We start from the raw sequence: 13326 nt of genomic DNA on the forward strand, positions 1-13326 counted from the left end.
TAGTCTCTGGCTATTCTAGCTCATCCATATACTCATCTAAAAGCTCATCATCTTGTTGATTTTGAGGCACATTACCATCATAAACTTTATAATCCATGTGCTGAAAAAAGGCTTCCTTTACAAAGGTATATGGGTCAAGCGCATTATCTAATAACCTTTCCTGATCGATGGCTGCTGCGCGGGTATTTAGGCCTTTTAATCCCCACTTCAATGCTGATTGCCAAAAAGTAAACTCAGACAAAGGAAAGTATAGACTATCAACCCAATCTGACGCGAGTTCACGCGTAACATAAGGTCCTAAAAAGGGTGCCATAAAATAAGGACCATTTGGCACGCCGTAGTAACCGAGGACTTCATTGAATTCATCATCTTTACGTGGCATTCCCATCATCTCTGCGACATCAACAATGCCTAAAAGTCCGATGGTACTGTTTATGGTAAAACGTCCACCCGCATTAGCAGACCAAGCCCACTTGCCTTGCAGCGCATTATTCACCATCGAATTGGGCTCTTCAAAATTACGGACAAAATTATCAACCCCAGTTTTTACTGGTAGGGGAATATAATCATTGTAACCATGCGCCAAAGGTCTAAATAAATACTTATCAAAATACAAATAATTTAGATCCCACATCGCGCGGTTAAATCCTTCAAAAGGATCGCGCGGATCATTATAGGTAACGGTAACCGAAGGGGTGACATCATCTGTTTGCAGTGGCTTATTGTCTGGCTCATTTGCAGCTGCTAAACACGAATTAAGCAACAACAAAGGAAGCAACATCCTTTTATACTTCGTCATAACACTCTCTTAAAAAGACAACGGCTAAAGCTAATAAACAAACTGCTATTTTTGTCGTTTTTATTAAAGCAATGATTGTTCAAGTCGATAAATATTGAGATAGTTAATCTCGATTTCAATTCTTGGCGGTTAAATAAGTCGAACTGACTATTAACTCTAAAAAGCGTTCAAGCCGCTAAGGATACTGTAGCCTTGATAAATCGCAAAATCAAAATTGTAATAATAGGTTAACTTTTAGCTTAATATTTTACAAACAGGGAACATTTAAGGCCATAACATGCAGGCGCCAAACGTTACAGTGCAATCATCTTCACCAGCAGGTAAAGACGCGGGTAAACCAGAACTTACAAACAAGGTTACTGGTTCAGCTAACCAAATCCAAAATTTATCTCCCAGTAAACCGGTTACTGAAAACGTTCAGCCCCATGCCAATACAAGCGCAAGTAGCTCTTCAGTCGCAGCCTCTTCTGCTGATAGAGTAACATCTGCACCAGCCCCAAACGCAGTGGTTGGGCAAACATCAACAAAGGTAATAACCGTCAGTGATAAATCATTAATCGCGACAAACAATCTGCAACCAGTACAAGTAAACACAACTCAAACTGGCACGACACCATCACAGACGGTAAATGTCACTATTGCAAACCAGCAATACCAGCTTAATTTGACCGCTGAATTACAAAAATTATTGCAGACAACAAACAAAATAATGATTACGGCAGATGCTGTAAAAGCAATCAGTTTACAAAAATTATCTTTAGAGACGAACTCGCCTCACTCAATGCCAAATGTTTCAGCACCAAAACCTGCATTAACACAAAATCAACTCTTACAAAGCCCATTGGTATTACTGGCTCAAGCCATTCAAATCAAATTACCAGCATCACTCACAGCCCTTGCCACACAAAATGGGGTTTCTACCGCTCAATTATCACAACTGGCCTCTCGTCCACAGGGGTATCCGCTACCCAATGCAGCTATTAATAAGCATCAGTTGACGTTTGTTGATGGACCGACGATCAAGCTGGACAATGTCAACCTAACGAAAGGGCAATATTTAGCCAATATTATAAAGGTAGATCAGCGTCTCGTATTAACATTAACCCCAATTCAAGCCGAAATTAAAGTTAATTTAACTCCTTCGACATTAATGCCAGATGCGCTTGCCAATGCTAAGCAAGAATCGATTGTGATAAGTAAACCAGAACCCTCTCAAGTACTGAATTTGTTATTTAAAAAGCTTGAAACATCATTGATAGCAACTGAGTCATCCGTCACTAAAAAAACGCCAAGCTTAACGGGTTCTGCGGACAATCAGCAAAAGCTGTCACCTTCATCGATAACGAATGCGGAGGCCAAATCGATTTCGGGTTCAGATACAATACCTAAGCAAAAAATTGATGTTTCTGTGGCTCACAAAATGGCTCAAGATATTGCAGGATCTCTCAAAGGGCCAGCCTTAACAACTGAGTCAGTAAAAAACCTCACTAAAGGTTTAGAGCATGTTTCTGCAGGAGTGGTAGTCGAAAACTCAAAGTCATCTGTGGCAAATACGCATAAAGAAAACTTAGCCCCAATGGAGGTGCTGCAAAAAGCATTATCAAAAGCGGGAGCGATGCCACTGATGATACAAAAAAATATTCAACAACCTCAAAACTTGGCGTTAGAACTGCTGAAATTACTACCACAACTTGCGCCACAACCTTTGACTACGCTGACAGAGCCGACGCATTTGCTAGGTGAGTTACACAGTATTACGAGTTTAAACCTTGTTCAAAGCCATACGCCAACGCAGGCACAATTGTTTTCTGGCGGAGCCATTACTACCTTATTTCAATTAATGTTAGGCGTAAGAGCTCAGAATTCAGGCAAGCAAATCAGCGATAAACTGCAAAACCATTTACAGTTACTGCAACGATTAACGGGCAAGCATACCAGTGGATTAGGCAGTCTACTTGGCTTACTCGAAAAGGCTGGTACGCTAGACAGCATGAGTCAATTAGCTAGCAGTTTTCAATTATATCAACAAGCCAGCAGTGGAAATGAACAAGCTTTAAACTGGTACTTCTCACTCCCTTATTCGCTAAATCAACGAAATGAGCAATTTGAAGGGCATTTTCAAAAGGAAGACAATAATGATGCTGACAAACCAACAAACTGGCGTTTACAGCTAAAATTTAACTTATCTGAGGGTGCAGTGTTAATACAAGCACATAAAAAAGATCAAGTATTGGATCTAAAGTTTAAAGGCAATAATCAGTATTTATTAGATAAAATAACCCGTTTTAATTCAGAGTTATCACAAAAAATAAGTCAAATTGGATTTACACCTGGTGAGTTTTCAACCCAAATAGCGAGTATTCCCGCAACCTTATTACCCGGCGATCACTTTTTAGTAAAAACACGAGCATAACGGACTTGAGAAATAAATATGCAAGATAATGATTCTCCAGCGAAAATAAAACAGGCTGTTGCACTGAGTTTTGATGGAAAAAGTGCTCCCAAAGTTACCGCATCAGGCAAAGATATGATTGCTGAAGAAATTATATCTCTCGCTAAAGATGCAGGAGTGCATATTCATCAAGATCCTCATTTGGCAGAATTTCTTCAATTGCTAGAAGTTGGCGAAGAAGTCCCTAAAGAACTGTATCTGTTGATTGCTGAATTGATTGCTTTTGTTTACATGCTTGAAGGTAAATTTCCTGAGCAATGGAATAACTTGCATAAACGCATTTTGACTGAAGTGTAAACCGCAATTAAAGCTTCTATGGCAGCACAATTAGCAACATAGTCAAATCGATGTCCAACATGATAAACTGTTTGCTCTAATCATCTTAAGTAATGACATCAAATATTCATGAATGACTCTCTATTGCCCATCAGCAAAGTAGCCAATACTGGCGCCGAAAAACGTGCCATTAGCTATGCCAATACGATTTTTAATTTATTTGACAGTGTACTTAGCACTAAACAGCCCGCTGATCGTGTCATAGCAAACTACTTTAGAGAACATAAAAAACACGGTTCTAAAGATCGCCGTGTCATCAGAGAGAGCTTATTTGGTTTATTTCGTTGGTGGGGCTGGATACAGCAACTTGGCAACCATAAACAAGAAGACATTTTTTTCAGTATGCTAGCCAGTGCGGCACAACTTGAAAACCACCCATGGGGTGATATTCGTGACGGCTGGCTTGCCTTTAGTCAGCACTGTGAAGTGTTAACACCTCTTCCGGTACCAACATCTGAAAGTGTTAGCGATAAGCTTTTGGCTTTTCAACAGTTTTCAAATATTCACACAACAAGCATAGACCAATTATTACCGGATTGGTTTTGGCAACATTGCATAATTGAGTCGGAGGTTGAAAAACAATTATTCATTCAAGCAATGAGTACCCGTCCTCCCATTTGGGCTAGAGCACAGCAAGCGTCGAGACATGTGGTATTACAAAAATTATCACGGGATAACGTAGAAGCAAGTGGCTCTGAATTTTTCGATGATACGATTAATCTGGGTCATAACAGCATCAATCTAAACCAAGTCGCGGCATATACTGAGGGATATTTAGAAATACAAGATCTGGCTTCACAGGTTATTGGCCAAATGTGTGCTCCACAAGCGAACAGTGAATGGTGGGATGCATGTTCTGGTGCTGGAGGCAAGAGTCTACAATTATTATCATTAATGCAACAGGCAGGCATTGAAGGGAATATTATTGCATCAGATATTCGCACTAACGCGCTTAATGAATTGTTAAAACGCGCCAAAAGAGCACATTTTAAACATATCAGTATTACCCCTTGGAAGACGGAGTTACTTCCGGTAAAAGCCGATTACTTTGATGGCGTTTTAGTCGATGCGCCTTGCAGTTGTACTGGCACCTGGAGAAGAAATCCTGATATGCGCTGGATTGATGATGTCAGTGCGATTACGGAAAAGCCTGAACTACAATTAGATATTTTAAAACGCAGCGCTGAAGCGGTAAAAATGGGCGGAGCATTGCTTTACGCAACATGTTCATTAACCGAAATTGAAAATCAATCTGTCGTAAACGCTTTTTTGAAAGCCAATACACAATTTGAACTTGAATGTCTTACGCATCCTTTCACTGGAGAATCAACTACAATGCTTACGGTGTGGCCACAACAAGCAGACACTGATGGTATGTTCGTTGTCAAAATGCGTCGTAAATGTTGATTATAAAAGCGTTGAAAGACATCTAGGGTTTGATTTCAATGGTTAGACAATATTGAACGCAAACCTCTTTTCACCATGATTTTTGAAGATTGATTTTTAGTGATAATTGTCTGAGATGATTTTTAAGGTAAGTTTAAATATTAAACTTACCTTACAAAAATGCCATTACAGTTGTAATGGCATTGGTTTACAGGGGGGGAACATTACTTCTTATGTAAACGCAATAAAAGCTCAACCTCAGCTTTGGGTAATTCACATTCCCGCATCAGCTCTTCGATATCTGCACCTAAAGCAATCATTTTCACGGCTCTAGAATACAACTTAGCTTGTGGATCTTGCTGGCTACTTTCTTCAATTAATTCAGATTGAGCAGTGAGTTTTTTTTCAATTTCAATCAGCTTACGACCCATGCCGATGGTACCGCTTCGAAGTTCATTGAGTTCTCTTTTTACAGCCTCTCTTTGACGGTCGCTTTCTTTAACAAGTAGCGTCAACGCTTCTACCCTACCTCTCAATCTACTGGATTGCTTTTGCAAGTAGAACATTAATCCAACACTCGAAATAACATACACTAAGGCTGCAATTAAATATTCATTACCCATGCTTCATTCTCAAAAAAACAATAACAAAAAAGCCAGCATACTGAATGAGCTGGCGCTTTGTCACTGAAAATGTCGTTAAATATCGCTTAATTCAGCCCATTCGTCATCGGATAATAACTTATCTAGATCTACCAAGATCAATAATTCATTATCACGATTACTCACGCCTTGAATAAATTTAGCACTTTCTTCAGTACCAACATTCGGTGCATTATCAATTTCTGAACGACGTAAATAAACGACCTCAGCCACGCTATCGACTAAAATACCAATGACTTGTTTTTCCGCTTCAATGATTACAATACGCGTTGAATCATCGACATCAGCAGATTGGAGACCAAATCGTGATCGGGTATCAATAACCGTAACAACATTGCCACGAAGATTGATAATTCCTAATACATAATTAGGCGCACCCGGCACAGGCGCGATTTCCGTGTAACGCAATACTTCTTGCACTTGCATTACATTAATACCATAGGTTTCATTATCTAATTTAAATGTAACCCACTGTAATACTGCATCGTCTGAACCTGCAGCGACAGCTGCTACACTTCTAGAATCACTCATAGTTAACCTCGGTCAATCGAATCCTGACAACCTAAACCTGCATCAAGCATGTCAATTAACGCTTGTACATGCAATATGCCACACATTTGTTGTTTTACTACTCCTGCAAGCCATGGACGCTTGCCGGGCTTTTCACGCCAATTGACGTGTGATTTATCAATTTTTACAGCATTGACTAATGATTCACAAGCCAGTCCCCATCGACTGTCTTCCAACATCACAAGATATTGATAATCTATAGACTCTGCCATCTGTGGTGAATACTTCTCAGGCATAACCCATGCACATGTATCCACAACGTTAATTTTTTCTTCTCTGTGAGGCTGAACTCCTAAAAACCATTTTGGTCGACCAATTAAATGGTTAATACGCTCAACCTTCACTATGCCACCTAAACTTACCAATGGTACTGCGAGTGTGAGTCCTGCAACTTTGAAAAACAACACTTGAAACTCTTCATCAAGAACCTGCTGAAGGTTTTCAGTAATACTAGGCGGCGTTGCACCCAACTGAGTCTGAGCTACGACGTCAGATTGTTCTTCATCATTAATAATAGCCTTATTTATCGGGCTTGGGGTTGTTTCTGCTAACTTTATATCGACTAACGGTTTGATTTCTTTATCTGCAACTGCATTTTTTTGCGTTAAAGCCGAAGTGACAGATGCTTTATTAACCGCCACATCGGTTGCAAGCCCTAAGGCTTGCCTGACTTTATCTGCACTTGCCTTTATTTCAACTGCTGTCATTAGCGGCTTTGGTTGAGCCTCGATAGCAGCTTGGGGCTCTGGTTTTGATACCGCAGATAGCAGTTTCTCCAACGCTTGTTTATTTATATTTTCAATCGGATTGGCAAAGCTTCGCTCAGATGAAGGTTTGGTTATTGGTTGATACAAGCTGGCTGGCGTCGATGTAACAGAATGCTCTGATGACGGAATTCTTTTATCTTGAACAACATGTTTACTGATTTCATTTGCTTCAAAAGATATTGATTTAATCGAATCCTCAATCGCTTTTGAGGGTTCAGCTTCAATATTGAAAGGAATGTCTTGTGCAGACTTTTTTGTCACTAATGGCGTTGAGGCATCAGTTTTAGGTGCAACTGTACCTTGCGTCTTTAAATTAGATTGCACAATTGGCGATTTCTCGACAGTGTCCTCAGCTGGCTCTTTGAGAAGCAAGGCAAAATAATCAAAAACAGTTTCATCAACCGATTTTGACATGTGCGAACTCCTGCGTTTCAAGATAATCTAATAATAAACTGTATGCTTTGACACCTCGACTTGAGGGCGAATAATGAGACGCAGGTAAGTGAGCTAAACTGGCATCTCTGAATTTTGTGTCTACAGGAATAACATTATCAGGCCACAGGTTCTTATTATATTTTTCTTGCATGTAAGCTAATGCGATTGGAGATGCTTTGGTTCGTTTGTCATACATAGTCGGAACAACACTGTAACTGTAACGTGTTTTTTTTGACCGTCCCATCAGCTCCATCGTCTTTATCATTCTATCTAGCCCTTTGATAGCTAGAAATTCAGTTTGAACAGGAATAATAATATGCTGACTAGCCGCCAATGCATTGACCATTAACACCCCTAGCACGGGTGGACAATCAATAATTGCCACATCGTAACAGTCTTCTAATAACACTAATAGGTTACGCAGTACTAATCCCATGCCTTCTTGGTGACCTAGGGCACGGTCTAGTGTTGCTAACGCCATAGTTGCAGGAATAAGGTCAAGCCCTTCAATTTGAGTGGGCAAAATATATTGCTTAATAAATTCTTGAGTTAATGATTTGTGGTTAACAAACACATCGTAAAGCGAACCAGGCACTTCTTCTGAATCAATGCCTAAATAATAACCAAGAGATGCGTGAGGGTCAGTGTCGATCATCAAAACACGCTGACCTCGCTTAACAAAAGCACCGGCCAAACTTGCCACGGTGGTAGTTTTACCCACCCCACCTTTTTGATTTGCTACGGTCCAAACTTTCAAATATCCATCCCTCGGTCAGCAATGATAAGTGTAATATTGAGTTTACTTTTTATTGCGACTCATTTTTTTGAGGTAACTCTCGTGTTGTCACCCGAATGCCACCATGGGGTAAACGGATAACTTTAACACCGTGTTCATTTTCAGAAACTAGCACATCTTCTGATATTTTTTCAGATGTATTGTCAGGGCTTTGTATGTTTGTCTCTGCTAGATTATCAACATGTGGTTGCGGACTAAGCAAAACACTTTTCGGCGCATTATCAATATCAATTTTATCATCGACACTTTGCTTGTCTCGCCCAGCAAACTCAATAATAGTCTCTGTTTGTTCCGGATGCTGGGTAAGCCAATTAGCAATGTCAGCGGCCTGTTCATCAGGCACCATTAATAGCACCTGTGATGATTCTAATCTTTTGATGTCAGCCTTTAATAAATCATTTTTTTTTAAAACATCAATGTATAAACTAGAAAATACAACAACAGCCATTAACAATAAAAACAGTATCAAGTTAATACCGACACTGCCTCTATTAAATTTAACACCAACGAAGCTAGCCACGAGCGGTTTCTTTTAAAATGGCCTCGGCCATATTTTCTAAGCTAATGGAATGACTTGATATTCCAGCAGCAGCCACAGCTTGAGGCATACCATAAACAACACAGCTGGCTTCGTCCTGAGCCCAAATATTCGCGCCGGCAGTTTTGAGCATTCTTGCACCCTCTCGCCCATCTGCGCCCATGCCGGTTAATACAACCGCTAAAATATCACCACCATAAGCTTTAGATGCTGAGGCAAAGGTGATATCAACACTCGGCTTGTAATTCATGTCGCTGTTCCCGGCCAATACTTTCAATCGACCTGCCATGCCCGCTTTTTCAACGAGCATTTGCATTCCACCGGGGGCCAAATAAGCACATCCAGGCTTTAATACATCACCATTAACGGCTTCTTTGACACTGATTTTACACAAACTGTCTAAGCGAGCAGCAAAAGCTGGCGTAAATGCCGCAGGCATATGCTGGATCAGCAAAATAGGATGAGGATAATTATCAGGAAACTGTGTTAATACTTTTTGTAACGCAACCGGACCGCCAGTGGATGTTCCTATTAGCAATAGCTTATAAGATTTACCGCTAGCTCTAGTCGGGGCTGACGATTGTTGAATTCCCACATTAACAGATGCAGATACATGTCTGTCAGTGCTTTCTGTCAAACTTTTTCTGGACGTTAAAGGTCTCGACAAACTAGAGGGCTGAGCTTGTGAACCAAAATTTGAACTAACTGAAGTAGATGTTCTAGCTGTCGAAGATGGCGTACTTGAACTCATTCTGGAGATAGGACGATAGACTCTTCTTCGTCCTAACGCCTTAATACGTTGTTGCAATAAACTTATTGCTTCATCTTTGTTAGTCGCAATATCTTCAAATCGTTTTGGTAAAAAATCTAAAGCGCCCGCTTCAAGGGCGTCTAATGTAGATTTGGCACCATCATGGGTTAATGATGAAAACATCAAAATAGGGATAGGATTGCTTGCCATAATAGCACGCACAGCACTAATCCCATCCATTACAGGCATTTCGATATCCATTGTAATAACTTGCGGGTTTAATGTAGCGGCCATTTTGACAGCTTCTTCGCCATTGACGGCAACACCAACAACTTCGAGTTCAGGATCTTGATTAACAATTTCACTGACTCGACGTCGAAAAAAGCTTGAGTCGTCAACAACTAATACTTTTATAGCCATTTCATTCCTTAAATAATGGAACTTTTATTTCTTATTTTTGGCGTAATGTTTTAATAAACCAGGTACATCTAGAATCAGTGCAATACCACCATCAGAAGTAATGGTCGCTCCCGCCATACCAGGTGTTCCTTGTAGCATACTTCCTAGAGGTTTAATCACCACCTCTTCTTGTCCAATTAACGCATCAACCACAAATCCTATTTGCGTTGTGCCTAACTGCACGATAACGACATGCCCATGCTTTTTATCACCGTGCTTAAACTTGGTTTTATTACGGTGTAACCAATGCTCTAAATAGAATAATGGCACCGCTTTATTACGGAAAATGACAGTTAATTGACCATCTACAATATTTGTTTTGGTTAAATCAAGATGGAAAATCTCATTCACACTAGAAAGAGGTAACGCAAACACTTGCTTAGACACATCCACCATCAATGTTGGCATGATCGCTAATGTCAGCGGCACTTTAATCTCTAAGACTGTGCCTTTACCTTTCATTGAATCAATATGAACGGTGCCGTTGAGTTGGGTAATACGGGTTTTAACCACATCCATTCCCACTCCACGACCTGAAATGTCAGAGATCTCAACTTTCGTTGAAAAACCAGGAGCAAAAATAAGATTGTAAGCTTCAGTATCTGACATTCTCGCGGCGGCATCTTCGTCAAGCACACCACGTGATATTGCAATTTCTTTCAGTTTTTGCGGATCCATACCCGCGCCATCATCCTCAATTTTAAGCAGGATGTGATCACCTTCTTGGCTCGCTGATAGTGTAATAGTACCGGTTCGGGACTTACCATTTGCTTCACGAGTGATTGGCATTTCGATGCCGTGATCAACCGAGTTGCGCACTAAATGGACTAACGGGTCGGCTAATGCCTCTACTAAATTCTTATCAAGATCGGTTTCTTCACCAATCATGACTAAATCAATTTCTTTATTTAATGTACGCGCTAAATCACGAACAACCCTTGGGAAACGTCCAAAGACTTTCTTAATTGGCTGCATACGGGTTTTCATCACAGCGCCTTGTAGGTCTGCCGTGACTAAGTCTAAGTTAGCTAATGCCTTAGACATTTCCTCATCTTCACGGGTAATACCAAGACTGACTAGGCGATTTCGCACTAATACTAACTCACCAACCATATTCATGATTTGATCAAGTCTTGCCGTATCGACACGGACAGTCGTCTCACCTTGAGGCACAGAAGATGCCGCTTTGGCAGGCGCTTTATCCTTAGCGATAACCTCAGCAGGCTTCGCGACTGGAGCAGGAGCAGATGCTTTGGGCTGAGGTGGTGCTACCGATTTAGCTTGTGGTGTAGGAACGACCTTTTCGGCAGCTGGCGATTTAACGGTCGCAGCAGGAGTTACTGCCTCAACAGATTTAGTTGGCGCCGTCCCTTTACCATGTAATTCATCAAGTAGCTTTTCAAATTCATCATCTGTGATGTCATCTGAATCAACTAATTGTGCAGGGGAGTCAACAATAGCTGCAGGAGAGGGTTTAACTGCTTCCGCTTCCGCTTCCGCTTTAAATTTACCTGAGCCATGAAGTTCATCAAGTAAAGCTTCAAACTCATCATCGGATATTTCATCGGCACCAATAGCTACGGGTTCCGATGTTACAGGAGCTGGACTTGGTGTTGATGGAGTGGTAGTCGTTGGACTTTTGCCTTGGCCATGAAGTGCATCTAATAAAGCTTCGAATTCTGAATCGTTAATTTCATCAATACTGTTATCGCTAACAACATCTTCAATGTATTCAACTTGATGAGAGACTTCTTCGACAAGTTCTTCAATGATTTCTTCAGCGGGCTCTTCAGCAGCGCCATTTAACTCAGAAGGCAAAGGTGCACCAGAACTTAATAGCTTTAATTTATCAAGCAATGCTGGCTCAACAGGGTCTTGTTGTTCCCCTTGTTGTGTTTGCGCAAACATAGTGTTGATCGCATCAACGGCTTGTAAAATTATATCCATCAATTCAGAATTAACACCGCGCTTGCCCGTTCGGAGCAAATCGAAGGTATTTTCAGCTTCATGACAGACATCTACCATTGGCGTTAAACTTAAAAAACCTGCCCCGCCTTTTACCGTGTGGAAACCTCGGAAAATTGCGTTTAACAAATCACTGTCATCAGGATTATTTTCAAGTGCGACTAACTGCTCTTGTAGAAGCTCTAAAATCTCGCCAGCTTCTATTAAAAAGTCCTGGAGTATCTCTTCATCAACATCAAATGACATTCAATTGACTCCTAATTAGAAACCCAGACTTGATAGCAAATCATCAACTTCATCTTGACCAGCTACCACGTCATCACGCAACTCGGCGTGCATAATTGGGCCCTCTGCCTCTATTTTATTATCTTTTTCAACAGGTTCCGAGTGAGGTTTGTAATCACCAAATACCGTTAACATTGAGACAAGATTATTTTCAACTTCACGAACTAAGTCGATGACTCTACGGATCATTTGTCCGGTTAAGTCTTGGAAATCTTGTGCCATCAGTATTTCATTCAGTAATTGCCGCAAACGGTTTGAATCATGCTCACTGTGTAACATAAATTGTTGAACATCATGGCACAGGGTTTTGAACTCACCCAATTCTATGTCACGACGCATCAATTTATCCCACATAGGAGTAACTGACTGTATGTTGCTAATTATTGTATCGGCCAAAGGTAGACATTCTTCAACTGCATCCATAGTTTTATTTGCAGCTTGTTCTGTCATATCAATAACGTAGTTTAATCGCTCTTTCGCATCTGGAATTTCGGTGTTCGCTAATTCAGATAAACGATTATCTAATTGGAAGTCTTGAAGAGCACTATGAAGTTGGCGGGTTAACTTCCCCACCTCTTCAAATAATTCACGCTGTAATGGTGTAGCTAGCTCTCTAACAACTTCATCAGCTTGGTCTTGCTCCCCCGCTTTAAGCAGTTCGACAAGTTGCTGTGCCTGTTCGAGAGTAATTAATCCCGAGATTGTTGGCTGCATAACTTATCCTTTGCTTAAGCGAGACGTTCGAAGATTTTGTCTAACTTCTCTTTAAGAGTAGCCGCTGTAAATGGTTTTACGACATAACCATTCACACCTGCTTGAGCGGCAGCAATAATCTGCTCACGCTTCGCTTCGGCGGTTACCATTAATACGGGTAAATGTTTTAACGAGTCGTCAGCACGGATAGCCTTAAGCAAGTCAATCCCTTGCATACCAGGCATGTTCCAGTCTGTTACGACGAAATCAAAATCGCCTTTTTGTAACATAGGTAGGGCTGTTGAGCCGTCATCTGCTTCTTGGGTATTATTGAACCCCAAGTCTCGCAACAAGTTCTTGATGATACGTCTCATTGTTGAAAAGTCGTCAACAATAAGAATCTTCATATTCTTGTCCAAGGTTTCCTCCGGT

13 protein-coding genes are annotated in these 13326 nt (G+C 40.8%); 3 read left to right on the forward strand and 10 right to left on the reverse strand.

What is annotated here, in order from left to right; translation table 11 throughout:
* Window positions 1-10 precede the first annotated feature (10 nt).
* Entirely contained in the window at window positions 11-799 is a 789-nt protein-coding gene (locus ORI98_RS00545) for a VacJ family lipoprotein (protein WP_306133847.1), read from the reverse strand.
* A gap of 277 nt (window positions 800-1076) precedes the next feature.
* Here ORI98_RS00545 and ORI98_RS00550 point away from each other — a divergent pair, with 277 nt between their 5' ends.
* The 3 genes from ORI98_RS00550 to ORI98_RS00560 all read left to right on the forward strand — a co-directional run bounded on the left by ORI98_RS00550 (window position 1077) and on the right by ORI98_RS00560 (window position 4994).
* Window positions 1077-3212 (forward strand): hypothetical protein, encoded by a 2136-nt coding sequence (locus ORI98_RS00550; protein ID WP_306133848.1) that lies wholly within the window; start codon window positions 1077-1079, stop codon window positions 3210-3212.
* Window positions 3213-3230: 18 nt separating this feature from the next.
* Window positions 3231-3548 (forward strand): EscU/YscU/HrcU family type III secretion system export apparatus switch protein, encoded by a 318-nt coding sequence (locus tag ORI98_RS00555; RefSeq protein WP_306133849.1) that lies wholly within the window; start codon window positions 3231-3233, stop codon window positions 3546-3548.
* 108 nt (window positions 3549-3656) lie between these two features.
* Entirely contained in the window at window positions 3657-4994 is a 1338-nt protein-coding gene (locus tag ORI98_RS00560) for an RsmB/NOP family class I SAM-dependent RNA methyltransferase (RefSeq protein WP_306133850.1), read from the forward strand.
* A 203-nt stretch (window positions 4995-5197) separates the two neighbouring features.
* Here ORI98_RS00560 and ORI98_RS00565 read toward each other — a convergent pair whose 3' ends face one another.
* From ORI98_RS00565 to cheY, 9 genes are all read right to left on the reverse strand, one after another.
* Window positions 5198-5596: a DUF2802 domain-containing protein gene (locus ORI98_RS00565; RefSeq protein ID WP_261298000.1), complete on the reverse strand. Its 399-nt coding sequence runs from the start codon at window positions 5594-5596 to the stop codon at window positions 5198-5200.
* 75 nt (window positions 5597-5671) lie between these two features.
* Window positions 5672-6166 carry a chemotaxis protein CheW gene (locus ORI98_RS00570; RefSeq protein WP_188841137.1) on the reverse strand — a complete coding sequence of 165 codons (495 nt, stop codon included), beginning with the start codon at window positions 6164-6166 and terminating at the stop codon, window positions 5672-5674.
* 2 nt (window positions 6167-6168) lie between these two features.
* On the reverse strand, window positions 6169-7386 hold the full coding sequence (locus ORI98_RS00575; protein ID WP_306133851.1) for a chemotaxis protein CheW: 1218 nt from the start codon (window positions 7384-7386) through the stop codon (window positions 6169-6171).
* Window positions 7370-8164, reverse strand: coding sequence for a ParA family protein (locus ORI98_RS00580; RefSeq protein WP_261298002.1), 795 nt, complete (start codon window positions 8162-8164; stop codon window positions 7370-7372). The genes ORI98_RS00575 and ORI98_RS00580 overlap by 17 nt, the downstream gene beginning before the upstream one ends.
* A 49-nt stretch (window positions 8165-8213) precedes the next feature.
* Window positions 8214-8651 (reverse strand): membrane anchored protein in chemotaxis locus, encoded by a 438-nt coding sequence (locus ORI98_RS00585; RefSeq protein WP_371931104.1) that lies wholly within the window; start codon window positions 8649-8651, stop codon window positions 8214-8216.
* Window positions 8652-8715: 64 nt separating this feature from the next.
* Complete coding sequence (locus ORI98_RS00590) at window positions 8716-9912, reverse strand: chemotaxis response regulator protein-glutamate methylesterase (protein ID WP_306133853.1); 1197 nt, start codon at window positions 9910-9912, stop codon at window positions 8716-8718.
* Between the two features lie 24 nt (window positions 9913-9936).
* Complete coding sequence (locus tag ORI98_RS00595) at window positions 9937-12162, reverse strand: chemotaxis protein CheA (RefSeq protein WP_306133854.1); 2226 nt, start codon at window positions 12160-12162, stop codon at window positions 9937-9939.
* A 15-nt stretch (window positions 12163-12177) separates the two neighbouring features.
* On the reverse strand, window positions 12178-12915 hold the full coding sequence (locus ORI98_RS00600) for a protein phosphatase CheZ (protein ID WP_261298006.1): 738 nt from the start codon (window positions 12913-12915) through the stop codon (window positions 12178-12180).
* Between the two features lie 14 nt (window positions 12916-12929).
* Window positions 12930-13313 (reverse strand): chemotaxis response regulator CheY, encoded by a 384-nt coding sequence (gene cheY, locus ORI98_RS00605; protein ID WP_007649667.1) that lies wholly within the window; start codon window positions 13311-13313, stop codon window positions 12930-12932.
* Between the last annotated feature and the right edge of the window lie 13 nt (window positions 13314-13326).

The organism is Shewanella sp. ULN5 (assembly GCF_030731885.1).
Taxonomy (GTDB): Bacteria; Pseudomonadota; Gammaproteobacteria; order Enterobacterales; family Shewanellaceae; genus Shewanella; species Shewanella holmiensis.